Origin of the sequence: Acinetobacter sp. 161(2023), assembly GCF_037027805.1 — a bacterium.
Classification (GTDB): Bacteria; Pseudomonadota; Gammaproteobacteria; order Pseudomonadales; family Moraxellaceae; genus Acinetobacter.
The window spans coordinates 39,159-63,604 of record NZ_JAZEYD010000020.1; the positions used below are offsets into that span (position 1 = coordinate 39,159).

At 38.9% G+C, this 24,446-nt stretch carries 21 protein-coding genes; 11 read left to right on the forward strand and 10 right to left on the reverse strand.

Going from position 1 to position 24,446, the window contains the following annotated elements; all coding sequences use genetic code 11:
- Positions 1-48: 48 nt before the first annotated feature.
- Both WA249_RS17240 and WA249_RS17245 read left to right on the forward strand, forming a co-directional pair.
- Complete coding sequence (locus WA249_RS17240) at positions 49-1,371, forward strand: MFS transporter (protein WP_336170517.1); 1,323 nt, start codon at positions 49-51, stop codon at positions 1,369-1,371.
- 51 nt (positions 1,372-1,422) lie between these two features.
- Entirely contained in the window at positions 1,423-2,652 is a 1,230-nt protein-coding gene (locus WA249_RS17245) for a CaiB/BaiF CoA transferase family protein (protein WP_336170519.1), read from the forward strand.
- 83 nt (positions 2,653-2,735) lie between these two features.
- Here WA249_RS17245 and WA249_RS17250 read toward each other — a convergent pair whose 3' ends face one another.
- Together WA249_RS17250 and WA249_RS17255 are read right to left on the reverse strand one after the other, a co-directional pair.
- Positions 2,736-3,395, reverse strand: coding sequence for a VOC family protein (locus tag WA249_RS17250; RefSeq protein ID WP_336170521.1), 660 nt, complete (start codon positions 3,393-3,395; stop codon positions 2,736-2,738).
- Positions 3,396-3,409: 14 nt separating this feature from the next.
- The gene (locus WA249_RS17255; protein ID WP_014208449.1) at positions 3,410-3,958 is read right to left on the reverse strand and encodes a TetR/AcrR family transcriptional regulator; all 549 of its coding nucleotides are present in this window, start codon (positions 3,956-3,958) and stop codon (positions 3,410-3,412) included.
- Positions 3,959-4,056: 98 nt separating this feature from the next.
- Between WA249_RS17255 and WA249_RS17260 the strand changes: the two genes are divergently transcribed.
- Positions 4,057-4,590: an HPP family protein gene (locus WA249_RS17260; RefSeq protein WP_336170524.1), complete on the forward strand. Its 534-nt coding sequence runs from the start codon at positions 4,057-4,059 to the stop codon at positions 4,588-4,590.
- A gap of 79 nt (positions 4,591-4,669) precedes the next feature.
- Here the strand turns inward: WA249_RS17260 and tcuB are convergent, their stop codons facing one another.
- From tcuB to WA249_RS17295, 7 genes are all read right to left on the reverse strand, one after another.
- Complete coding sequence (tcuB, locus tag WA249_RS17265) at positions 4,670-5,803, reverse strand: tricarballylate utilization 4Fe-4S protein TcuB (RefSeq protein WP_336170526.1); 1,134 nt, start codon at positions 5,801-5,803, stop codon at positions 4,670-4,672.
- Positions 5,793-7,199, reverse strand: a complete 1,407-nt coding sequence (gene tcuA / locus WA249_RS17270; protein WP_336170528.1) for an FAD-dependent tricarballylate dehydrogenase TcuA — start codon at positions 7,197-7,199, stop codon at positions 5,793-5,795. Before tcuA ends, tcuB begins: the two co-directional genes overlap by 11 nt.
- Positions 7,200-7,302: 103 nt before the next feature.
- Positions 7,303-8,232, reverse strand: coding sequence for a LysR family transcriptional regulator (locus WA249_RS17275; protein WP_336170529.1), 930 nt, complete (start codon positions 8,230-8,232; stop codon positions 7,303-7,305).
- 131 nt (positions 8,233-8,363) lie between these two features.
- Positions 8,364-9,158, reverse strand: coding sequence for a substrate-binding domain-containing protein (locus WA249_RS17280; protein WP_336170531.1), 795 nt, complete (start codon positions 9,156-9,158; stop codon positions 8,364-8,366).
- An 86-nt stretch (positions 9,159-9,244) separates the two neighbouring features.
- Positions 9,245-10,555 carry an MFS transporter gene (locus WA249_RS17285; RefSeq protein ID WP_336170533.1) on the reverse strand — a complete coding sequence of 437 codons (1,311 nt, stop codon included), beginning with the start codon at positions 10,553-10,555 and terminating at the stop codon, positions 9,245-9,247.
- A gap of 278 nt (positions 10,556-10,833) precedes the next feature.
- Entirely contained in the window at positions 10,834-11,763 is a 930-nt protein-coding gene (locus WA249_RS17290; RefSeq protein ID WP_199968076.1) for a LysR family transcriptional regulator, read from the reverse strand.
- A 117-nt stretch (positions 11,764-11,880) separates the two neighbouring features.
- Positions 11,881-12,657, reverse strand: coding sequence for an AraC family transcriptional regulator (locus WA249_RS17295; protein ID WP_336170536.1), 777 nt, complete (start codon positions 12,655-12,657; stop codon positions 11,881-11,883).
- 116 nt (positions 12,658-12,773) lie between these two features.
- On the opposite strand from WA249_RS17295, the gene WA249_RS17300 reads away from it, so the two are divergent.
- Positions 12,774-13,673 (forward strand): EamA family transporter, encoded by a 900-nt coding sequence (locus WA249_RS17300; RefSeq protein WP_336170538.1) that lies wholly within the window; start codon positions 12,774-12,776, stop codon positions 13,671-13,673.
- A 161-nt stretch (positions 13,674-13,834) separates the two neighbouring features.
- On the opposite strand, the gene WA249_RS17305 is transcribed toward WA249_RS17300, so the two are convergent.
- On the reverse strand, positions 13,835-14,443 hold the full coding sequence (locus WA249_RS17305; protein ID WP_336170540.1) for a LysE family translocator: 609 nt from the start codon (positions 14,441-14,443) through the stop codon (positions 13,835-13,837).
- Positions 14,444-14,698: 255 nt separating this feature from the next.
- On the opposite strand from WA249_RS17305, the gene WA249_RS17310 reads away from it, so the two are divergent.
- The 7 genes from WA249_RS17310 to WA249_RS17340 all read left to right on the forward strand — a co-directional run.
- Entirely contained in the window at positions 14,699-15,571 is an 873-nt protein-coding gene (locus WA249_RS17310) for a LysR family transcriptional regulator (protein ID WP_336170541.1), read from the forward strand.
- A 366-nt stretch (positions 15,572-15,937) separates the two neighbouring features.
- The gene (locus WA249_RS17315; protein WP_336170543.1) at positions 15,938-16,924 is read left to right on the forward strand and encodes a DUF1852 domain-containing protein; all 987 of its coding nucleotides are present in this window, start codon (positions 15,938-15,940) and stop codon (positions 16,922-16,924) included.
- Between the two features lie 21 nt (positions 16,925-16,945).
- Entirely contained in the window at positions 16,946-17,989 is a 1,044-nt protein-coding gene (locus tag WA249_RS17320; protein ID WP_005048816.1) for a methionine synthase, read from the forward strand.
- A 187-nt stretch (positions 17,990-18,176) separates the two neighbouring features.
- Positions 18,177-18,668, forward strand: a complete 492-nt coding sequence (locus WA249_RS17325; RefSeq protein WP_042896825.1) for a flavin reductase — start codon at positions 18,177-18,179, stop codon at positions 18,666-18,668.
- A 684-nt stretch (positions 18,669-19,352) separates the two neighbouring features.
- Positions 19,353-19,901, forward strand: a complete 549-nt coding sequence (locus WA249_RS17330; protein ID WP_336170546.1) for a TetR/AcrR family transcriptional regulator — start codon at positions 19,353-19,355, stop codon at positions 19,899-19,901.
- Positions 19,902-20,350: 449 nt separating this feature from the next.
- Positions 20,351-21,052 carry a hypothetical protein gene (locus WA249_RS17335; protein ID WP_336170548.1) on the forward strand — a complete coding sequence of 234 codons (702 nt, stop codon included), beginning with the start codon at positions 20,351-20,353 and terminating at the stop codon, positions 21,050-21,052.
- A 34-nt stretch (positions 21,053-21,086) separates the two neighbouring features.
- Positions 21,087-24,446, forward strand: a 3,360-nt coding sequence (locus WA249_RS17340) for a calcium-binding protein (protein WP_442891995.1), incomplete at its 3' end; no start/stop codon positions are given.

The window sequence follows — 24,446 nt, forward strand, 5'->3', positions numbered from 1 at the left end:
ACATAAGTAGGCTATCGATGACTCATTTGGGAAAATGAGGAACTAAAGATGAACAATGACGTTCAAGTAATATCGAAAGAGTTAAGATCTACATTTCCAAGTAACCTTGGAACATATGAAAAGATTGGCCCTCATACATGGAAATGGGCGTTGTTATTTGCCTATTTTGCGATGGTGGTTGATGGCATAGATATTATGCTGTTGTCTTATAGCTTGACCAGTTTAAAGGCAGAGTTTGGTTTAAGTACCTTTCAAGCGGGTGCTTTAGGTAGCGCTTCTTTAGCTGGTATGGGTATTGGCGGTATTTTGGGTGGCTGGGCATGTGACAAGTTTGGTCGTGTAAGAACCATTGCAAACTCGGTAACCTTCTTTTCGGTAGCGACTTGTTTATTAGGTTTTACGCAAAGCTTCGAGCAATTTATGGCTTTACGCTTTATTGGTGCTTTAGGGATTGGAGCACTCTATATGGCTTGTAATACCTTAATGGCTGAATATGTTCCGACCACTTACCGTACAACGGTATTGGGTACATTACAGACTGGTCAGACCGTAGGTTATATTGCGGCAACCCTCTTAGCAGGGGCAATTATTCCAGATCATGGCTGGCGTATTTTGTTCTTCCTAACCGTCGTGCCTGCTTTCGTTAATATTTTCCTACAACGATTTGTGCCAGAGCCAAAATCTTGGCAGCTCACCAAAATTGAAAGCTTACAAGGCAATAGACAGCCTAAAGAAATTGTAGCGACTGAGAAACCCAAAAGTAGCAGCATCTATAAGCAAATTTTTAATAACTTTAAGCACCGCAAAATGTTTTTATTGTGGATGACCACAGCATTCTTCTTACAGTTTGGTTATTACGGCATTAACAACTGGATGCCAAGTTATTTAGAAACAGAAGTGCATATGAACTTTAAAAACTTAACCAGTTATATGGTGGGTTCATATACCGCAATGATTCTAGGCAAAATTTTAGCGGGTTATCTTGCTGACAAATTTAACCGCCGTGCTGTTTTTGTGTTTGGAACAATAGCCAGTGCCGTGTTCTTGCCAATCATTATTTTCTTTAATACGCCTGACAATATTTTGTATCTATTGATCACCTTTGGCTTCTTATATGGCATTCCATACGGTGTGAACGCGACGTATATGGCTGAAAGTTTTTCAACTGATGTGCGTGGAACAGCGATTGGCGGTGCCTATAACATTGGTCGTGTTGGGGCAGCGATTGCACCAGCAACCATTGGTTTCTTGGCATCGGGCGGTACGTTTACCATGGCCTTTATTGTGATGGGCGCTGCGTATTTTGTTGCGGGTGTATTGCCAGGCTTATTTATTAAAGATCGTCAGTACGATCCGCAAAAACAATCATAAACAATGACAAGAAGGTGCGTTGAGTACCTTCTAAAAGATAAGGGTATCGTTATGGGTGCATTACAAGGAATTCGGGTTTTAGATTTAAGTCGTGTGCTTGCGGGTCCGTGGTGTGGGCAAATCTTGGCTGACCTTGGCGCAGAAGTGATTAAAATTGAACGTCCGCGAGTAGGTGATGACACCCGTATGTGGGGACCACCATGGATGCCTGATCAAGATGGAAACATGACCCGTGAATCTGGCTATTTTCAATGTACCAACCGCAATAAATATTCTGTTGCGGTGGACATAACCACACCTGAAGGTCAGGCCCTACTTTATGAAATTGCTAAGACTGCTGATGTTGTAATTGAAAACTATAAAACAGGGTCTTTGGCTAAATATGGTTTGGATTATGCTTCCTTAAGTGAGCTGAACCCAAATCTTGTGTATTGCTCAATTACTGGGTTTGGGCAAGATGGCCCACGTGCAGAAGAACCCGGCTATGATTTTATTATTCAGGGTATGTCTGGCTTAATGAGCATTACTGGCGAGCCTGATGATGTGGCAGGCGGTGGTGCGCAAAAGGTTGGCGTGGCTGTTGTGGATATTCAAACTGGATTGTATTCCACCATCGCGATTCAGGCCGCATTGATTGCGCGCTCGCACACGGGACGTGGTCAATATATTGATATGTCACTCCTTGATGTGCAGGTCGCGGCACTGGCAAATCAGGGAATGAACTATTTAGCTTCAGGTAAAGCCCCGCAGCGCATGGGTAATCAACATCCAAGTATTGTGCCGTATCAAACTTTTAAGGCTAAAGATAAAGAATTTATTATTGCTTGCGGTAACGACAAACAGTTTAAAGATTTGTGTATTGCGATTGGTTATCCAGAGCTGCTCGAAAATGAAAATTTTGTGCGCAACCAAGACCGCGTCAAATATCGTGATGAACTGATTCCTTTATTATCCGAGCATTTTTTGCAGAAAACTGCCAAAGAATGGGTTGAGATGATTCATGCGCTTAAAGTGCCAGTAGGTGTAATCAACTCTATTGAAGATGCCTTGGCTGAACCACAAATCGTGCATCGTAATTTAGTGGTGAATATTCCTCATCGTTTAAATGAAAACTTCCAAACGATTGGCTCACCAATCAAGTTGTCTGATACTCCAGTTGAATATCATCATGCACCGCCAGAGCTAGGTGAACATACTGCTCAGATCTTATCGAGATTTAAAACAGCAGAAGAGCTGGCTACGTTAAAAGAGAAAGGCATTATTGATGGAAAAATTGCTTAAGCTGTTACTTTTTTAATGTGATTCAATTTAAATAAAACTGTGATTTGCAATAAATCACAGTTTTTTATTAAAAAATAAGAGCTTTAATATTTAAAAATAAGCGGCAGCTCTGGTCTGAAATCATGAATCATTCCTTGAGGCTCATGATCAAAACTAATTTCCATTAAATGCTCTAATCCATTAGTTACTTCAAAACTATCAAGCGTATTGAACAGTAACGAAGTAGGGTGCTGTTCAAGGTTTGGAATAGAAACCTTAATCGCGGTGATTTCTGATAAATCTTTGCTATGCACAAGTGGTTGTTGTTTTTCTTTTGCAGCAAGGTCTGGTCGTGAAGCAAATGAGAGGAAGAACCACATCGGTTCAGATATCACAGAATCTTTGGCAACATTTACTTCTAAGCTGGCTGGCAAATAGCTTGGCTTGTAAACCCAATGAGGAAATTTTGCACTGTTATCATCTTTATTTTTAGGGCGAAAACAAATACCAAAAGGGGACGCGATATTATTTTGAGTACTTAGTCGCTCAAAAAGCAGAGTTGGTTTTGTGAGATCACTTGAGGCTTCTTCTGGGTTATTTAAAAAGATTAATTCGATAAAGCTATTTTTAAAGAAAAAGCGTCTGTTTTCGGTACCTTGACCCGGGTGCTTATTGGATGAACCTTCTGTTAGACCGAATTTTTTTAAAGTTTCAGCTTCGGGAGCGCCTGATTGTACACAAATAAAAATATGGTCCACTTCCATTTTAAGTTCTCATGCTAATGTTGATGAATATTAAATAATTGATTAATCGAATTTTTCATGTTTATCGCAAGTGTTTCATCGAAACCATCGACTAAAAAGCGGCTAATTAATCCTTCAATCACCGTATAGATCAGCTCAGATAAAGCTTCACCATTCGGTATATTGCAGTTTTCCGCAATCAATACTTTAATCCATTGTTTATGGGCTTTAGAAATAGAAATAATGTCTTGATCATCTTGGTTAGATTCAGCGACTGCTCTTACAAATAAACAGCCTTTAAAAAAATCTTGTCTAAACCAGTTGGTGTGCCAATCCAGAATTTTATTGATGGCCTCTAATCCCGTTGCATCTCCAACATAACCTAGAAGGCTTTGCTTAAACCGTTCATCACGTGCAACGAGTACAGACTTAACGAGTTGATTTTTATTTTTATAGTACGTGTACATGGTGGTTTTAGAGCAGCCAGATTCATCGCGAATCAGGTCAACGCCAACCCCGACAAAACTATTTTCATTAAATAACTTCTCGGCTGTATCTAATATTTTTAAGGCAGATTTTGACATAAAACTTTTCCAAAAAATAAAATAGTACAGATCTGTACTATTTGGAATTTTATCTATATGCTTTTTAAAAAGCAAATTTTTGTTTGAGGAATAAAACCATGTTCTCGATCTTTTATGGCAAAGAAAAACTGGCTCCATCGCCCAGTAAAGTTGATGTTTTAAGAAGCCTTGTTGGAGGTACGGTCAGTATTTTTATACTTTTGTGGTTGAGTAAGCTCACACATAATATCTTTATCATGGCGCCGTTTGGTGCGACCTGTGTATTGCTCTATACCGTGTCTCAGTCACCTTTGGCACAGCCGAGAAATATCATATTTGGGCATCTTATTTCGGCGTTTGTGGGTTTGTTTTTTCTAAAATTTGTTGGTGTTTCTATTTTTACAATTGCTTTATCAGTGGGCTGTGCCATTGCACTCATGCAGATTTTTAAATGCGTTCATCCACCTGCTGGGGCCAATCCTTTGGTTATTTTGCTCACTGCGAGCAGCATACATTACCAGTGGAGCTTCTTAATTTTCCCTGTTTTGGTTGGCGCAGTGTCTTTAGTTTTGGTAGCAATGCTGATTAATAATATTAAAGCGAGTACCAAGTGGCCGATGTATGGCTTGGGAATTTTAAATAGTAAAAAGTAGACAAGGTATGAAGTATTTTGAGCTTAAGAAATAAAAAAAGTATTCACTACGGTAAGATAGTGAATACTTTTGACTGAAATTATGATTTTTTAGAAATACGTTCTTCGATGGCAAATTTGAGTAAAGAAGCACTGCGGTAAAAACCATGTGCAAACTTTCCAAATGGCATGGTAATAAAAAACGTCATGACCGTAGCTAAATGGAAAATCAGTAAAAGTGCCATGTAAGGTGTATTACGGAATGCCATAAGAGCTAAGCCTGAAGCACTGACTAAAATTAAAAGGAAAATAAAGCCTCGATCTACTGGTTTTTGCTCGCGGTCACCATGTAAAGGATGGCGTTTAAGGTTTAAATAGAGCAAGCCAGATGGCCCAATCACTAAACCAAGCCCACCTAAAGTGCCCAGAATAACAGGCAAGCTAAAGATAGGGTAAGGCGCATGTAGGTTAAGGAAATAGTGATATAAAGTCGCTACACCTGTGGCTGCAAAGCAGAGCATAAAGCCATAAAAAGTCAGGTGATGGAACACGCGGCGGATTTGTGTGTAACGGTCATCTTGTTCATTACAGCCTTTGCCATGTCCACCATCTAAATATTTAAGCGTTAATACATTTTGAGAGGCTTGAATAAGGTCGGGTTTCTCAACTTTGCCGTGAATAACTTTAGACGTCTGTCGCCAGAATTTACTAATTCCAATGCCGAGCAGAACAATCGCAACTGTAAAGGTCGCTCCAAACAATAGAGCTAAAAAGTTATGCGGGAAAATCGCATAGAAATTACCTTGGTAGCCTGCAAACAGGTCAGTGCCTTTGTACCACACCACAGCTAACATACATAAAAAGAAAATAAGTGTTAATGCCGAGACAAAAGGAATCCCGACAGACTTATAAAGTCGGCCTAAAGGCTGCGGCGTAGCAAACTCTTGGTAAGTTTCCAAACGTACTTGCGCCATCGCTTTTGGAATGTTTACACCAAACTCATGCGGCGGGGCATATTGGCAAGCGTGTAAACAAGCCCCACAGTTATGACACAGGTTTGCGAGGTAATGAATATCGGCTTGGTTAAACTCAAGGCGCTTGGTCATTGCCGCAAATACAGCACAAAACGACTCACAGTAGCGACAAGCATTACAAATCTGTAGGGCTCTTTGAACTTCCTGCTCATGGTCAGAGAGCTGAACAACTGGAATTAGGGCTTTAGTACTAGCATTCATGTTCAACTCCTTGTGAAAGTGCATAGTGGGCTGCATTTTGTCCGGCAATGCGTCCAAAGGTCGTACCAATCGACATACCAACGCCTGCGGTATAACCCTGACCGAGTACGTTACCTGCCATCATTTCACCTGCGACAAACAGGTTGCGGCTTGGCTTATTTTTAAAACGTACCGCAGCATCATCTTCGACTTTTAAGCCTAAATAGGTAAAGGTAATACCGGGTTTAAGCGCATAGGCGTAGAACGGTGGGCGATCGAGAGGAACGGCCCAATGGGTTTTGTTGGGAACAATATTTTGGGTGGTGCAGTCATCTAAAACCGTGTGGTTAAAGGTGCCTTGCACACAAGATTGGTTAAATTCTTCTACGGTGTGACAGAAGGTTTTTGTATCTAGCCCGATTTTTTCAGCCAGTTCTTGAATGCTATTTGCTTTTACACCTGCAAATACAGGTGGCATAAAGCGACCAATAGCTTTTGAATCAATAATCGAATAGGCAATTTGCTGCGGTTGTTTGGCAACAAGGCGACCCCAAATCGCATAACGTTTTGGCCAGAAGTCTTCGCCTTCATCGTAAAAACGTTCGGCTTTGTTATTGACCACAATACCCAATGAAACGCAGTCAATACGGGTGCAGATACCGCCATCATATAACGGTGCTCGTGCATCTACGGCCACGCAATGCGATTGTGATGGGTCACCAATAATATCGGCACCTTGATCTATCATAAATTTGAGTAAGTTGCCCTGATTAAAGCGGGTTCCGCGAATAATGAAATTATCGGCAGGCCATTCGCCGTTTTCATTTTGTCCCCATGCTTCTCTTAACCATTCCAGATTTGACTCAAAACCACCTGCGGCCAATACACAGCTTTTCGCTTTAAACACACGACCATCTTCAGCAATTGCAGCTTCAAAATGTCCTTGGTTTAACTTTAAATCTTTAATTTTTGTGTTGTATAAAATTTCGATGCCAAGTTCTTGGGCACTACGGTAATACGCATTAATGAGGGCTTTACCACCACCCATAAAAAAGGCATTGGTACGTGCAACATGCAAAGCACCCGATAGTGGTGGCTGAAAATTCACACCATGTTTACGCATCCAGTCGCGGCAGGTCGCCGTGCTACGAATGACCAGACGAGCTAAGTGCTCATTGGTTTTTCCGGCAGTTACTTTAAGTAGGTCTTGCCAATATTCTTCTTCGGGGTAGGCATCGACCAATACATCTTGAGGAGCATCATGCATGCAGCGAAGGTTACGAGTGTGTTGTGAGTTACCACCACGCCATTCTTTAGGTGCTGCTTCTATTACAAGCACAGACGCGCCACTTTCTTTTGCCGTGAGCGCGGCACACAGTGCGGCATTCCCACCACCAATTACAATTACATCATGCATGGATTTCTCCCTTTCTCAGCTAGGGTTAATGTAGCTTTAAAAGGGAAGGTGAAGTGAGAGGCTAAGCTTGAATGGGTGTTTAGTAAAAATAAACACTAATGGCTTAAGTGTTTATGATTTTCGCACCGGGCCAGCGCTTTTCATTAATCAGGTTGGTCACACAAGCACGAATCACTACTTTGGTGGCTAAAGTAGCAGGCGAGAGTTCTTCTTCAGACAGACTAATTAAATAGTTAATACGCTCAATAGCAGGTTCTACAATACGTAGTAAACATAGGTCTTGCCGTGAGTTTAATGAGGCACCCGCAGGTTGGATGGTTGCCATTTCGAGTTGGCTAATGCTTTCCATTAGCAAATGTAGCCCATCAATTTCATAGGCCACTTTAAGTTGATGAATTTTCTGTTCGAGCAACAAACGTAGTCCATGTCGTTGGCTCGGTAAAATCAGGGGAAGTTTTTTAAGCTGCGAATGGGTAATCGTTTGAGTGTCTATGCAGCTTTCAAGATGGTACTGACTCAGCACTTCTTTAGGCGAGATTAAAAACATCTGTTCTTTGACTAAAGGCTGTATGGCCCACTGTGGGTCGACATCGTCACTAAAGATGATGGCAACATCGAGCTGCCTTGCATTAACTAAGGCCTTGAGGTCACCCGATAAGCCTTCAATTAGACGGACTTTAATGTCGGGATAACGGTTTCTCATGAGTTTTAAAAAGTGTGTACCAATAACCGACGCGACACTTGGCGAAAAACCGACGGTGACATGACCACTTAAACGTGAAGAGTGTGCAGAATCTACGGCATGATCTAAGTGTCTAAGCGCCAGTTGAACCTGTTGAAAAAAAGCTAAACCCGCAGGGGTGGGAACTGTACCCAAAGCAGTACGTTGTAAAAGGCGAATAGAAAGCTCGCTTTCTAATTTTGAGATTTGCTGACTTAATGCGGAAGTTCCAATATCGAGATTTTTTGCAGCTTTACCCAAGCTTCCTGACTCGATGACCGCAATAAAATACTTTAATTGTTTGAGTTCCACGGCAAATACTACTTTAACCTTTATTGATTATTCTACACTGGTTTATCGCTATACATTTTGTTCTATTAGGCTGAGTAAACCACCAACAGAGTAAAGGCAACATCACCTCAAGACGTTGCCTTTTAGAGCTTTTATTGTTTAACCTGCTCCAGACCCTGTTCTTCAATAATTTGTGTTGCTTGTGGTGATTTCACAAATTTGATGAGCTCTTTTGCGACTTTTTCATGTTCAGAGTTTTTACCAATGCCCGCTGCAAATACAGTGACTTTTTGATAAGGCGCAGGAATTGGGCCGACTAAATCAACTTGACCATATTTGCCAGTAAAAGGTTTGATTTCACTAACTTGTTGGAAGCCAATATCAAACTGACCTTCAGCAATACGTTTTGCAACACGATCACCTACTACTTTTTCAGCTTTACCAGAAATCACTTTGTATTCGACAGGTGGGAAGCTTGGGAAAACATCTTTTTCAAGATGTGTACCGCTTGCACTTGCTGAATAGCCAATATGCTTAGCATTTAATAAAACTTTTTCAAATTTTGCCGCAGAGCTAATATCTGGTTTTGGCGCACCTTTAGGCACAGCCATGCCAATACTTGAATTGACTAAAGCACTTTGTGAATTTGAGTCGACATAACCTTTTTCTGCGAGCTTGTTCAGTTCAGGAGCAGCCAACACCACCACATCAAAATGTTCACCACGATCGAGTCGATTTGGAATCGCAGTTGGCGACGCGCCCATTGATGAACCAGATGAAAGGTGAACCGTATGACCAGTTTGTTTTTCAAATATTGGAATGAGTTTTTCCATAGATGAATAGAAACCGCCTGAGCTAATCACTTCGAGTGTATCTGCGTTAGCAAGGGTTGAGCCTAAGCCTGCACCAGCTAGGCAAATGGTCATGAAGATAGGTGACTTTTTCATAGTATCTCGCTTTAATGATAGGAGAGCACAGTACGGCTGCAATATGCGCCGTACTGTTCATTAAAATTTCAGGTTAAGTTGTTGTTTTAAGCGCTAACCTTCGCAGGTTCAGCAATCGAGTCAGCATTCTTCTGCTTAGAACCACGACATAGATATAAGCTTGAGATTAAGCTACATACCGCTGCTAACATCAGCCAGAATGCTGGTGTACTTGCGTTGCCTGTGTGTTCAACTAGATATGTACATGCAATTGGAGTCATGCCACCAAAAATAGCTGCTGCAAGGCTGAACGCTAAAGAGAAGCCGACTGTACGTACGCGTTTTGGCATTACTTCGGCAAGCGTTGCGACCATGGTGCCGTTGTACAGACCAAAGAAGAAAGAGAAGTAAGCAAGCGTAATAATCAGATTGGTAAAGCTAATGTCACTCACCAACCAGTTTAAAACTGGATACGTTGTAAAGATGGCAAGGGTTGTAATACCGACTAAAACTGGACGACGGCCAATTTTGTCTGAAAGTAAGCCACCCATTGGTAACCAGAAGAAATTTGATAAACCCACAAATACAGTGGCTAAAAGACTGTCTGTAACCGACATTTCTAAAGTACGTTTTGCATACACCGTGGTGTAAACCGTAATAAAGTAGAAAGTGGTTGTGGTCATGGCACTCATCATCATGCCAGCAAGTACGATGCGCCAATTGCTCGCCAGTATGCTGAAAATTTCTTTGGTTGATGGATGAGTTTTTTGCGCTTTAAAAGCTTCAGTTTCCTCTAAAGTACGACGGAACCAGAAGATTAAAGGAATAATCAAACAACCAATTAAGAACGGAATGCGCCAGCCCCATTCACTCACTTGCGCATGAGTTAAAATGGTGTTGAGCCAGTAGCCAAGTAGTGCTGCAAATACAACCGCAATTTGTTGGCTGCCAGATTGCCAGCTTGTGATAAATCCACGGTTTTTATCGGTTGCAATCTCTGCGAGATAAACCGATACACCGCCAGTTTCAACACCTGCCGAGAAGCCTTGTAGTAGACGTCCTATCACCACCAAAATTGGGGCCATAATACCAATGGTGTCGTAACTCGGTACAAAGGTAATTAAAATGGTACCCAAGGCCATCAAGCTTAAAGTCACAATCAAACCTTTACGGCGACCAATTCTGTCGACATAGGCACCCAAGAAAATAGCGCCGAGAGGACGCATAAGAAAGCCTGCCGCAAACACGGTAAATGTCATCATTAAAGAGACATATTCATTTTCAGAGTGGAAAAATTTTGCTGCGATATAAGTGGCATAGAAACCAAAAAGAAAAAAATCGTACTGTTCTAAAAAGTTGCCACTCGTTACATTTAATATTTTTTTAAAAGTAGCCCTACGGTTATTAACGACATCCATTGGAGACCTCCTTGGCCTGACAAAATGGAAACATTCACGATTTTCAATAGAGCGCCTTAAATCTACTCATTCAATAAACCTAAATAGCACATGGGTTAGAGATGAGATTTAAAGGTGTTCTTCGTAGAAAATGTGATGCCTTGTTTCCAGTTCAAACTACACATCTATAATTCGATAAACAGAAATTCACTTATCATTCAGATGAAAATGTAATCTTAAAAAGCAGGAGGGAGTGAGAGGGCAAAATTAATTAGGTATTTAATAAAATTAATGACCCTTTATAAAATAATTTCAGAACACGGCCAAATTTGGTTTTGAATCAATTCTTTCACACAGGCTTTAATTGCCGATTTTGCAGCGAGTGCAGCAGGTGATAATTCTTCTTCGGCAAGGCTCACCAAGTAATTGATTCGCTCAACTTCAGGGTCGATTAATTTTAGTAATTGAAGTTGGTGTTTGTATTCTTGCAGACAAGCACTTCCGGGGCGGACACTTGCAAGGTCAAGGTGAATCAGACTGTCCATGAGTAAGTGTAGACCATCAATTTCATAGACGACATTAAGCTGCCCAATCTTGTGCTCAAGCAGCTTTCTTAAGCTATGACGCTGCCGTGGCAACACCAAGGGAATGTCACCAATTTGTTGAGATTGAATAATTCCACTTTTGATGCAGTCAGCAAGACCATATTTTTCAAGCACTTCTTTGCGTGCCATTAAATACATTTGTTCGCGGACCAAAGGCTGTATAGACCACTGTTTATCAATTTCATTGGTAAAAATAATGGCAATATCAAGCTGACGCGAATTAATTGACTGAATTAGATTGCCCGACAAGGTTTCCACAATTTCTAGACGAATGTCTGGATAGCGTTCAGACATTAATTTCATTAAAGGGATGCCAATTAAAGCGGTAATGGTCGGTGGAAAACCAAGGCTGACATGGCCTGAAAGCCGTGCCGAATGAGCAGCATCTACCGCAAAGTTAATCTGACGTAAAATAAGTTGAGAATGTTTTAAAAAGGCGAGACCTGCGGGTGTCGGGGTCACGCCAAAAGCATTACGCTGTAATAGGCGAATGCTTAGCTCTTGTTCTAGCTTGCTAATTTGTTGACTGATTGCTGACGCACCGACATCGAGTTTTTGAGCAGCTTTGCCAATACTGCCTGCTTCAACCACCGTCAAAAAATATTTTATTTGCTTGATTTCCATAATAAATGTATTCGCTCATCATCCTTGATTTATAGAAATATGAAGGATTGGAAAATCTATCATGCGTTTTAATATTAACAGCAAAAAATATGAAAGTTTCTGAAAAATTAAATGGATTTATTGAAACTTAGCAAATTGGCTGGGACTTTCACCCAACACCCTTTTGAAAGTCATCGAGAAAGCACTAGGGCTGCTATAACCAATTTCCATCGCGACATGTGTGATGGACTCACCGTTTCCCAATCTAACTATGGCAGCCAACAGACAAGCCTGTTGTCGCCATTCAGTGAAACTAATTCCAGTATGCAGGCGAAATTGTCGCGTGAAGGTACGGCGACTCATACCGCAACGTTCTGCCATATCATCAATTCCCATGTCTAAAGAAGGCGCATTTAAAAACTCATGACATGCTCGTGCCAGACGTGGTTCGTTAGGTATTGGAGCATTAAGGGATAGCGGAGGCATTTTTGCTATTTCATGGAGCAACAGCCCCATTAGGTAGTTATCTCGTTCATTGGCAGGGAAATCGGTAGGTACGTCGACAGCGTTCTTAAGGAGTTGTTGAACTAATGGCGATACTCCAAAAACTTGGCAATGAATGGGAAAACCCAAACGCTGTGCAGCTTGTGGATGAATATAGCTATTTAGCATTGTCACGGGGCCACGCATGTGCATGGCATGGGGAACTTCTGCTGGCACCCAGATTGCTCTGTGCGGTGGAACTGCCCAATTACCCAAGGCTGTTTCTACCGTGATGACACCGCTGGCAGCATAAGCGAATTGTCCTCTCCGATGACTATGCTTGGGGAATAACTCACCATCAACGTAGTCCTTCTTCGTCACTATTAGATCGAAAGGTGTGTTCTCATTTAAATCATAGGGATCTTTTTGCATGGCCCAATTTTAATCATATTTGACCTTAAAGTGAAAGCAGGCCAAGTCGGTTAGTGGCATCTTTATTCGGAAGCAAATGAAGTTTTTCTTAATTACAGAATAAAGGCCACTAATCTATGCGTAGAAAACACCTGATCCTTGCCGTATTGGTAACAGCAATATGGGGGCTCAACTTTCCAATAACTAAGCTAGGGCTAGCCAGAATTGATCCATTAATTTTAACGGCCATTCGTTTCTCATTTACTGCATTTCCATTAGTTTTTTTTGTAAAACGGCCTCAAGTGGCAATGCATTGGCTGGTGGCATACGGATTGATTTTTGGTGTGGTTATGTGGGCATTGATCAATCTTGGTATTTCAATGGGAGTACCACCTGCTAGTGCATCTCTACTCATACAGTTCAGCGCGTTTTTTACGCTTGGCTGGGGAGTATTGTTGTTTGGTGAAAGGCTAACCAGATCACAACTTATTGGCATTTTGTTGGCTGCCGTTGGCTTGGTTTGTATCTTGATCGAAAGTCCAGCTAAGTCCACGACCTTTGGTTTTATTCTGATCATGATCAGCGCGATAGCTTGGAGTATTGGAAATATCATCATTAAGCTATCCAACGTTAAACAGATCTTTGCTTTTGTTGTATGGGCAAGTGTTTTTTCACCCATTCCTCTGTTGTTGCTGACTTGGTGGTGGCATGGGACGGTTCCATTTATCACGTTACTGTCTAGTATTGGGGCCGTAGAAGTATTTTCTTTAATATTCCAAGTGTATGCAGCTACCCATTTCTGCTATTGGGGTTGGAATCTTCTATTGCGTAAATATCCAGTATCGAGAGTTGCGCCTTTGTCACTCCTTATTCCTGTATTTGGAACGATTAGCTCTGTACTTATACTTCATCAAAAGCCTAGTGCTTGGGGATGGGCATCTATATCAATAATTTTGCTTGCGCTTATTATTGGTATGAAGTCAGGCAAGTCTCTGGTTGCACAAAAAAATGTCATGATAAATGGGGCAAACAAATAATCATCTCGGTTACCAGCCAGTGATGCTTAAATTAGATCATTTCTGAAATTGTAAAGACGGGTATAACAACTGCAAGGCCGAACTAGATGGGAGTACGCTGGTTCGAGCCATCAATTTTAGCTAATCAATTCTGTGATCAAGTGGTTTTCTTAAACATGACTCTACTGAAACTTGGTAAAAAGCAAAATCACCCCTAAAACACATAAAATTGAACCAATCACCTTATTAATCTGCACTTGTTTGGCTAACATTTTTTGTCTCAACAGCATTGATGAAAACAGTACAGCTACCAGTGAAAACCATACAAAATGGGCAAAAGACATAAAAAGGCCATAAGCCAAAAGAATGGTTTTAGGTGTAGTTAAACTCACAATTTGTGTATAGGTACTAATTACAAAAAGCGTGGTTTTAGGGTTGAGGGCATTGGTAAAAAAGCCGTATTTTATGGCTTGCAAAGTACCTATAGACGTTAAGGCAGCGGTGTCTAAAACAGGTTTTTGCGTAAAAGTTTTATAGCCAATATAGATCAGGTAAAGCGCGCCAATATACTTCACAATATTCAAAATTTGCGGTGTATAAGTCATCACAAAGGCAACGGCAACTAGCGTATAGGTCACATGCACCAACACGCCAAGCGATATCCCGAGTGAAGTGAACACACCTATTCTTCTACCGTACAGATAACTATTTTTGGTAACGATCGCGAAGTCAGCTCCGGGGCTTACCACTGCCAAAATCGTAATCAAAATAACTGCAATAAACTCTGCCATTATCTTGTACCCTCACTGAACAAGAGGGAATTCATCTGTACTTTTTGGAATGTATGTAAGAAGGTAAAAGCATTCCTTAAAGTTACTATTCTTTTTGTAAGAGATGCTGGGGCTTCAGGTTTTCGAAGATAGATATAGATATTCAATATGTTTTTCATCATCTAAAATAGGATTTAATAAAGATGATTTTTATTTTGAACAGAAACCTAGAAATAAAAATCGATAAAAACGACTACATATCTATGAGTTTTTGGAATGATCGAAAGAATATCGCTGAATTCATTAAAATTTTTCTATTTTGTGGCGAAGTATGGCAGTGTCACTTTAGCTGCAAAGAAATTATTTGTGACACAAAGTGCGGTCAGTAAACAGATTTATAATTTAGAAGAAGCTTTAAATACGGCTTTATTCGATCGAAAAAACAAAACACTTGTGATGACCGAGCAGGGTGAAACTTTATTGAGTTGTTGCCATCAAGTTTTTGGTCAACTCGATGAATGTTTGATTCAACTCAGCCAGCCTAAAACTCAGAACAAACAATTGGTTTTGTCGTGTGAACCGACTCTTTCAATGAAATGGCTCATTCCGCGTTTGTCGAAGTTTAAAAAGCTCGGTCATGATTTTGAGGTTGTGCTACTTACCGCAGGCGGCGTGGTCGATTTTGAAAAAGATAATATTGATATCGCGATTCGCAGAAATGATTTTGATTGGGGAGAGCATATCTATAGCGAAAAAATTGCCGATGAATATATCTCTCTAGTTCAAGCAACCAAGCCATCGGAAACAAACGACGTACTCATCTCGACCTCTAGACCGAATTTTTTCAAAAGCATGAGTCGCATTGCTGAGTTAAAGCAAAGTCTAAAGGGCTACGCTAAAGTTGAACTCGAACATTTTTATTTATGTTTAGAAGGTTGTTTGGCTGGACTCGGAGCTACAGTCATCTCAATTTATATGATTGAAAAAGAGCTTGAGTGGAACTTACTGAAAAAAATTTCACCTGTTGCACAAGATAATTCAGCCTATTTTTTACTTTCTCATAGCGCTTTTGAGGAAGATTCACGTAAAACCATATTTTTAGAATGGCTAAAAACAGAGATGAATGAGAGTCAGCATAAATTACTTTAAGTCTAGCCATTCAATCTAAATTTATACTAATTAACTTGTTGAAAGTAATAATAAATATTTAAAATGATTAAGGTGCTTTTCGAGCGCCCTATAATGAATTTCTGCTGTCTAAAATTTCCAAAGATGAAAAATATTTAACTTACTACTTCTTTATTAAACCTTAAACATGAATTTCACTCAGTTTTGAATGAGACTAAATCATTTTTATTCATGTTGTGATTGCGGTATAAATCTATTCACGCTCTGAAGCGTTCCAGTCATTCACTTTTGATAAGACCTTAAGGCACAAATCTGACAAGGCTGGAAAGTTTAAAAAGAGTTCGAAATATTTTTAGGTTTATCTCAGAAATTAGGGTACTGATCAAAATGAGTAAAGAATTTACATTTACGATTAAGAGTATTTGTTTCGATGAAAACTATCGTCCAGCAGACAATACGCGTATTACAACCAACTTTGCTAACTTAGCGAGAGGGATGAGCCGTCAAGAGAATCTGCGCAACACATTACAGATGATCGACAATCGTTTTAATGCCTTAGCTCATTGGGACAACCCTAAAGGCGACCGCTATGGCGTTGAACTTGAAATCATTTCAGTTGAAATGAATGTTGATGCTGCAAGCCAAAACAGTGCGCTTCCTTTAATCGAAATATTGAAAACCAATATTGTTGATAAAAAGACTAATGAACGTATTGAAGGCATTGTAGGCAATAACTTCTCGTCTTATGTACGTGATTATGACTTTAGTGTGCTATTGCTAGACCACAATAAAAATCAGTCTACCTTTAGCACGCCAGAGAAGTTTGGTGAATTGCACGGTAACTTGTTTAAGAGCTTTATTAACTCTGAAACTTACAAAGCCAACTTTAAAAAGGCACCTGTGATTTGCTTAAGTGTTTCAACAACTAAAGAGTACCATCGTACTGAAAATGAACATCCTGTTTTAGGTGTTGAATACAAGCAAGAAGACTATTCATTAACTGATGAATATTTCCAAAAAATGGGCTTAAAAGTTCGCTATTTCATGCCTAAAAACAGTGCTGCACCTTTGGCGTTCTATTTTACGGGTGATTTGCTGAGTGATTACACCAACCTTGAGTTGATCAGCACCATCAGCACCATGGAATCGTTCCAAAAGATTTACCGCCCTGAAATTTACAACGCAAATTCAGTGGCTGGACAGTCTTATCAGCCAAGCTTGAAGAACGAAGATTACTCACTTACTCGAATTGTGTATGACCGTGAAGAACGTAGCCGCCTCGCTATTGAGCAAGGGAAGTTTGTTGAAGAGCAATTTATCAAACCATACCAAGCGATTCTTGAGCAGTGGTCTGCTAATTACGCTCCTAATTAATCAACATACGGGTCATTGATCATGAAAAAACTATTACCAACTTCAACTGCTGGCAGCTTACCTAAACCGTCTTGGCTTGCAGAACCTGAAAAGCTTTGGTCGCCTTGGAAACTCGAAAACGAAGGCCTGATTGAAGGTAAAAAAGACGCGTTACGTTTGGCGTTGCACGAACAACAACTTGCTGGCATCGACATTGTGAGCGATGGCGAACAAACCCGCCAACACTTTGTGACCACGTTTATTGAACACTTAAATGGCGTAGATTTTGAGAAGCGCGAAACAGTTCGAATTCGTGACCGTTACGATGCAAGCGTACCGTCTGTCGTGGGTGCAGTATCTCGTCAAAAGCCTGTGTTTGTTGAAGATGCTAAGTTTTTACGTCAGCAAACCAATCAACCAATTAAGTGGGCGTTACCTGGCCCAATGACTATGATTGATACGCTTTACGATGGTCACTACAAAAGCCGTGAAAAACTTGCTTGGGAATTTGCTAAAATTTTGAACCAAGAAGCGCGTGAGTTAGAAGCTGCTGGTGTAGACATTATTCAGTTTGACGAACCTGCATTTAACGTCTTCTTTGATGAAGTAAATGATTGGGGCGTTGCGACTTTAGAGCGTGCAATTGAAGGTCTTAAGTGTGAAACTGCGGTCCACATTTGCTATGGTTACGGCATTAAAGCCAACACTGACTGGAAAAAGACATTAGGTTCGGAATGGCGCCAGTACGAAGAAGCTTTCCCGAAACTGCAAAAATCTAACATCGATATCATCTCGTTAGAATGTCACAACTCGCATGTGCCTATCGATTTACTCGAACTTATTCGCGGTAAAAAAGTCATGGTTGGCGCAATTGATGTTGCATCTAACCAAATTGAAACACCAGAAGAAGTGGCGAACACACTTCGTAAAGCACTTCAGTTTGTAGATGCTGATAAGCTTTATCCTTGCACAAACTGCGGTATGGCGCCTCTTTCACGTGAAGTGGCACGTGGCAAGTTAAATGCCTTAAGTGCAGGTGCAGAAATCGTTCGTAGAGAACTTACGGGTTTTGAACTCTCTGCTTAATATTTACCAATAAGTGGTATAAAGGGTTACTTTTTTGATGGCAGTTGATAATCAAACAAGTAACCCTCATTTTACTTACTACATGTCGTTCTACTCAGAATGCATGTCGATAAAGTACCTTCCTGATGGAGTTGGGCGGTATAGCAAACACTCAGGAAAAGGTACGATTCAATTTAGGAATAATGTCATGGTTCAAGCAACAGACTTTAGAAATGCAATGTCTTTACTCACAAGTGCGGTTAGTGTTGTGACTACGGCAGGCATGTCTGGCCGTTTTGGATTTACTGCCTCTGCTGTTTGTAGTGTGACTGACACACCGCCGACATTATTGGTCTGTATGAACCAATCTGCGAGTTCACATGCACATTTCCTAGATAACAAAATCTTAACTGTGAATGTTTTAGGTGCACACCACGAACATATTTCAAAAGCATTTTCGTCTAAGCTGACTCCAGAAGAACGCTTTAAACATGGCGCATGGATTGAGTTAGAAACGGGTTCACCTGTGTTAGATGATGCTTTGGTGAGTTTCGATTGTGAGATTGAACAAATTCAACAAGTCGGCACACACACCATTCTTATTTGTCCGATTGTTGCGATTAAACAAAGCCAGCATGACCAAAGTTTGGTTTATTTTAACCGTGCTTATCACCAAGTGGGGCAGACTGAAATTGTCTAAACCGAAGTTCTGCTGTGTACTCTCACATTAAAAGTTAAAAGATAGAAATAAATAAGCATGGATCGCTTCATTTAATTATAAAAATATAATTAAATATAATATATAAAATAATAATTAAGTTAATCTAATGAAAAATAATAATAAATTTAAATACTTGTCATAAAAGCTATATTGACACTTCTAAACTCTCAGATTATCCTTTGCCTGCTGGCCACATTGCCAGTCGGTTTTAGCAGACCGTTCTTTGAGGACATTGAAAAAACTCGTTTTTTTGATGTAGACCCACTCGTCTCCCTTTTTGTAGAGGTAGGACGGAAGGGGGACACCTTCGGGTGTGCTGGGTTCTCAAAGCCAGTCTGCTAACCCTCTTTCGTTCTGCCACCATAATTCCAAATGAATGCTCTGGCAGAACTCCAAAAATCAGGAGTTGGCTATGCACATCCATCATTTCTTGGCACTCAATGCCAAAAGCTATAACGACACCACTTAATTCATCTTTAAACAGTTTGAAGGCTTAACCGCTTTTCAGACTTTAAGTCATTACGGCTAAAAACTTATATCAACAATAAAACTTGAGATGTGCCAAGCACCGTCTTACGGCTTTGCTGTGCCTTTTTTTCTCCCAGAAAGGGCACAGGCTTTTTATCTCATTTAGAAACAACAAAAATTTAAAACGGTAAAACTATGTCAACAAAAATATCTTCCAAAAAATTACAGGTTGTTCAAACCACCATCCAACTCATTACAAATCATGGGTTCCATAATGTAGGCGTAGACCTGATTGCAAAAGAAACCAAAATCACCAAAGGCACGCTTTACAACTATTTTCACTCGAAAGAACGCCTGATCGAAATGTGTATCATCTTTCAAAAAAGCCGCCTGAAAGAAGACGTGTTGGCAATTGTCTACTCACACCGCTACTCAAACGCAGCCGATAAACTCAAAGAAATTGTCCGTTTACATGTTGATGTAAATAGCCTTTACCACCTTTTGTTTAAGGCTATTTTTGAAATCAAACTGCTTCATCCAACGGCTTACCGCATGGCAGTTGAATATCGAAAATGGCTACTTCGAGAGCTTTTTGATTTGGTCTTTAGTTTGGAGACCAATGCATTTAATCCCGATGCCAACATGGTTTTAAACCTAATTGATGGCTTAATGCTACAGGTGTTGAGTTCAAATAGTGTGGATGAAAGGGATGTAGTGTTGGAGTGGTTTTGGGGGAGGGGATGATAATATTTTTAGAGGAATAATTAGAATGTCTACTTTTTGAAGAATATATCAATATATAAAATTAATTAAGAATATCTTAACTATTATCTGGTTTGGATTGATTCAAATTAGAGGAAAACAAATTTTTATATGACAAAAAATATCCTTTATATATTTTTTCTTATAAAGAGTTTTTATCTAAATATAAGTGAAATGATGACGGATCTATTTAAATGTAAATTTTAATAACAAATTTAAAATTAAATAGTTTTATATTTTATGAAAATTTAGTTTAATTGCTTTGTTTTTTATTGAGAATTTCTCTATGAATTTAGTTTGTAGTGAAGTTTAATTTGAATAAAGCTATCTAAGCGACAAATTTTGTCGCTTATTGGTTTTTTCATCTAATAAAAAATCATTTTAATTGTTAATATCTTCAACTTAATTTTGTGAAAACACAGGGGAAAATTATGTCTAACAATGTATGGACTACAACTATAATGTTTGATGAAAACTATCGGGTATTTGATTTATCTTTTCCTGATAAGTTTGACTATGTTGAACTATACAAAATAAAAGGAGATTCAGAAGAAGAAAAAAAACAAAGAAAGCAACTGCGTAATACAAAAATAGAAATAGTAGATCAATATCATTTAAGTAAAAAAATAGAACCAAAGGATGCACCAACTATTTTATATGCACATGGCTTTGGTAAAGCAGTCAAGTTGCCAAGTTTTTTTCGTACACAAGATGGGTTTGTAATTCTGACTGAGGCATGTGCTAACGTCCTTAAAAAATTTCGTTTGGGGCAAAGTGCTCTTTATCCATTATCTTTTTTTGATATTAAATTAAATGAACCTGTAAATGATCAAACATATTACTTTCTTAATATTGCTGAGTTAAGAAGCTACTTGCTTCCAGAATATTGTACCGAGGAGTTAGATAAACATTCATATACGAAGCATGAAGGTTACCAACTTTATAAATTGTATCATGCCGATTATACAGATCATGCAATAGCAATTAAAAAAGAAGCTGTAAATTGCGATGTCGATTTATGGCAAGATCCAGAGTTAAATCATTCAATTTTTATATCTGATGAACTAAAAAAAGCTTTAGATGACGCGCAGCTTAGTGATGCTTGGCAATTATTTTTATGTGGCCTTAAATAATAACAAAAAATAAATAATATTAGGAATAATTAAAATGGCAAGTTCTTTCCAAGTACATCATATATTACCTGTTGAACTCTTTAACTCTGACTTTAAAGAAAAGCTAAATAATATATTAGATAATGAGTTATCAGAAGATTTAACTAAAAACCTAGCCTTGCAATCATATAATAATCGTATTGCTTTATATTCAGATGCTGATCGCGCTGAAATGGCGAAAGCTTTGCAGGACAGTGGGCATCCAATTTCAGATAATCCGATTGGTGCGGCACAACATTATACTCAGCATCCTGAATATAATAAGGCTGTAATTAAATGGGTGGAATCTATTGTTAATAACAGTAGTTTAAACGATAGCCAAAAAAAAATAGCAATTTTTGATCTACAATCAACTCTTAAAGATGGGTTAGCTACAGGCGAAATTGTATTACATGGTGATAATGCTAAACAAAGTATTAATGACTATATAAATCAACATGCTATAACAGTTGAACAACTTTCTAATTCTGATAGTGAGCGTTTTAAACAGGCTGAAACTAGATTAGAAATTCATGTCGAAAATGACATGAAATATTCAAATGTTGCTAACGAATCAGTAAATGTAAATGCTGAGGGTAAAACGAGTGCTGGAAATCAATTATTTACCAAAACTGCGATTGCTGAAGCTATTGAGATAATAAAAGCACAATCCTTTGATTCTATTCCTTTAACTAACTTAATGAAAAGTAATCTAGAAAAGTTAATTAATGGGGAAACATTGTCTGATTCAAGTAAAAAGCAAATCGTAGAAAATCTTATCCATGCTAAAGCTTATGCAAATGGCATAACAGAGAAACCACCTTCAGGTGTATATGAAAAATTGGTTAACTCATCTGCTGATCTAGTGCAGAACCAACAAAAAGCCAATCAATTAACAGAATCTTTGAAAAACTCTGCTTTATCAGATAGTGAAAAATCAAATATTCAGAGTGAAATTTCTAGATTGCAAGGTGAAAAAGTACTTTTAGATAATACTATTACAAAGCTTCAGGGCACCGTAGATTCTGCTAGAGTTGACCTAAGCTTGGGCAGTTTGAAGCATTCTCAAGCTGGTTATGTTGATCTTCAACCTTTATATGATTCATTAAAGAATACTAAAGAAACTGTTCATCAGGATATTAAAGACATTATTAAAAATAATATGCTTAATGTTGTTGATGGACAAATTAAACTTAATCCTGAAATGTCAAATAATTTAGGCAAATACCTCAGTGAAAGTTTAATTGGTGGGAAAGTTGGCGCTGGTGTTATGGCGGCAGATTTCCTAAACAATACATTTGAAGGATTGGTAGTTGGGCTTGAAACTGGAAATTGGCAACCATTTCAAGAACAGGCAATAGAATATGGCCCACAAGCAGTTGTTGGTACAGTTCTATTTGCAGCAGGTGCCGAATTAATTCCTGTCGTAGCTGGTCTACTTGGTGTACCTGTTTTAGGTGAAGTTGTTTTAGGTGGGTTGCTCATATACGGTGCTTATCAAGGTGGTAAAGCGATTGGTGAGCTTTTATATAAAATTTATGATCACATTGTTGATCATGGTATACCTGTTCCATTTGGTTTAGATAAATTATTTGATCCGAACAATATTGCAAAATGGATGGATGATGTTACACCTGACTTTATTAAAGACTGGTTAGGTTTAAATCGTGAAGGGCATCACTATTATTATGATCCACTTATTTTAGATTTAGATGGCGATGGTATTGAAACGATTGCACATAATAAGCTAAATGGTGCGCTATTTGATAATGATGCGGATGGTCTTAAGACTGCAACAGGTTGGGTAAGTTCGCATGATGGCTTATTAGTCTTCGATCGTAATGCAGATGGTATTATTAATGATGGTACAGAAGTTTTTGGTGATAATACTTACTTAAAAAATGGTGAAAAAGCTGAGCATGGCTTCGATGCTTTAGCTGATTTAGATACAGATAAAAATGGAAAAATTGATGCGAATGATGAAGATTTTGCTAAATTAAAAGTTTGGAGAGATTTAAATCAAGACGGTAAAAGCCAAGAAAATGAATTGTTTGGCTTAGCTGATTTAGGTATCAAATCTTTAAATGTAGCCTATAACAATACTAATACCACTTTAGCTGGAAATAACATTTTAGTACAAGTCAGCTCGTATGAAAAAACAGATGGCTCTACTCTTAAAATGGGGGATGTTAATTTCAGTTTTGATTCAATCTACAGTGAATTCACGAATAGAATTGAAGTAAGTAAAGAAATTAAAGACTTACCAGAGTTAAAAGGATATGGACGAGTACGCGATTTGCATGAGGCCATGTCTTTATCTTCTGATTTGGAGCAATTGGTAAGACAGTACGAATCAGCAAAAACATCAGAAGAGCAAAAAAGTCTATTACCTGAACTATTAAAAGCTTGGGCGAAAACAGATCCGTCATACCATGAGTATACAGAAAAACTGTGGGCTTCAATGGTGAGTTCAAGTGGTCAGGGTGTCGCAGTTGCTGGTGGCAATAGAGGAGCAACAATTAGCTTTGATCAAGTTAATCCTGCAGTTCAAGCTGCATTCAGTGAGGCTAAATCTAAAGTTGGTGTTATTGATAGTTTCTTAGGAACAAAAACTGAAAAACTGTTTTATATCGCTGAAAAAGATATTCTTAAGATAACTGAATCGATTAATAATATTTATTCGAACATCACTTTCTCTATTTATAAAGGCTTATACGGACAAACAGCCATTTATAAGAACTATGCTGATGAAATCCAGAAAGAATGGTTTTTGAAAGATAACGGTGATATTGGTTTTACTCTCAACTTTAAGAATGTTGAACAGATATTTGAAAGCAAATTTTCTTTAGATACTAAAAATACCTTCTTTGAATTAGTTGAGTTTACCGATCATATTATTAATATTTACAAGGATGTGCCTAAAGAAAGTTTTGAAAGTCTACAAGCTTTACTCTATAAAAACTATGAAAACTTTGATGATGTTACCCTACTTGAAATAAATATCTTCTTAACCCAATACTCGCCTACTCTTAACTATATTACAGGTACTAATGGTGTAGATATTCTAAATGGAACTGCGAAATCAGAAATATTCTTGGGTGGTAAAGGTGATGATACGCTAAATGGCGATGCTGGTCAGGATACCTTGATTGGTGGCAGCGGTAACGATGTCATGTCAGGCGGTGATTATGAGAAAGATATCTATATCTTCCAGTCGGGTCATGGACAGGACGTTATCAATGATAGAAGTTATGACTGGGTTTACCTCAATCAGTTTAACGATGTGAAATTTGAAGGTGCAAACTTTGCCGATGCCCACTTCCTGAGAGTAGGCAATGATCTGGTGATCAAGGCCTATGGTACAGAAGATTCGGTG

What these genes read in the sequence shown, in the direction of transcription:
- WA249_RS17240 (WP_336170517.1), top strand. Translation starts at nt 49, where the DNA reads ATGAACAATGACGTTCAAGTAATATCGAAAGAGTTAAGATCTACATTT.
- WA249_RS17305 (WP_336170540.1), bottom strand. Translation starts at nt 14,443, where the DNA reads ATGGCAGAGTTTATTGCAGTTATTTTGATTACGATTTTGGCAGTGGTA.
- WA249_RS17300 (WP_336170538.1), top strand. Translation starts at nt 12,774, where the DNA reads ATGCGTAGAAAACACCTGATCCTTGCCGTATTGGTAACAGCAATATGG.
- tcuB (WP_336170526.1), bottom strand. Translation starts at nt 5,803, where the DNA reads ATGAATGCTAGTACTAAAGCCCTAATTCCAGTTGTTCAGCTCTCTGAC.
- WA249_RS17255 (WP_014208449.1), bottom strand. Translation starts at nt 3,958, where the DNA reads ATGTCAAAATCTGCCTTAAAAATATTAGATACAGCCGAGAAGTTATTT.
- WA249_RS17315 (WP_336170543.1), top strand. Translation starts at nt 15,938, where the DNA reads ATGAGTAAAGAATTTACATTTACGATTAAGAGTATTTGTTTCGATGAA.
- WA249_RS17285 (WP_336170533.1), bottom strand. Translation starts at nt 10,555, where the DNA reads ATGGATGTCGTTAATAACCGTAGGGCTACTTTTAAAAAAATATTAAAT.
- WA249_RS17320 (WP_005048816.1), top strand. Translation starts at nt 16,946, where the DNA reads ATGAAAAAACTATTACCAACTTCAACTGCTGGCAGCTTACCTAAACCG.
- WA249_RS17250 (WP_336170521.1), bottom strand. Translation starts at nt 3,395, where the DNA reads ATGGAAGTGGACCATATTTTTATTTGTGTACAATCAGGCGCTCCCGAA.
- WA249_RS17310 (WP_336170541.1), top strand. Translation starts at nt 14,699, where the DNA reads ATGATCGAAAGAATATCGCTGAATTCATTAAAATTTTTCTATTTTGTG.
- WA249_RS17295 (WP_336170536.1), bottom strand. Translation starts at nt 12,657, where the DNA reads ATGCAAAAAGATCCCTATGATTTAAATGAGAACACACCTTTCGATCTA.
- WA249_RS17260 (WP_336170524.1), top strand. Translation starts at nt 4,057, where the DNA reads ATGTTCTCGATCTTTTATGGCAAAGAAAAACTGGCTCCATCGCCCAGT.
- WA249_RS17335 (WP_336170548.1), top strand. Translation starts at nt 20,351, where the DNA reads ATGTCTAACAATGTATGGACTACAACTATAATGTTTGATGAAAACTAT.
- WA249_RS17325 (WP_042896825.1), top strand. Translation starts at nt 18,177, where the DNA reads ATGGTTCAAGCAACAGACTTTAGAAATGCAATGTCTTTACTCACAAGT.
- WA249_RS17280 (WP_336170531.1), bottom strand. Translation starts at nt 9,158, where the DNA reads ATGAAAAAGTCACCTATCTTCATGACCATTTGCCTAGCTGGTGCAGGC.
- tcuA (WP_336170528.1), bottom strand. Translation starts at nt 7,199, where the DNA reads ATGCATGATGTAATTGTAATTGGTGGTGGGAATGCCGCACTGTGTGCC.
- WA249_RS17290 (WP_199968076.1), bottom strand. Translation starts at nt 11,763, where the DNA reads ATGGAAATCAAGCAAATAAAATATTTTTTGACGGTGGTTGAAGCAGGC.
- WA249_RS17245 (WP_336170519.1), top strand. Translation starts at nt 1,423, where the DNA reads ATGGGTGCATTACAAGGAATTCGGGTTTTAGATTTAAGTCGTGTGCTT.
- WA249_RS17330 (WP_336170546.1), top strand. Translation starts at nt 19,353, where the DNA reads ATGTCAACAAAAATATCTTCCAAAAAATTACAGGTTGTTCAAACCACC.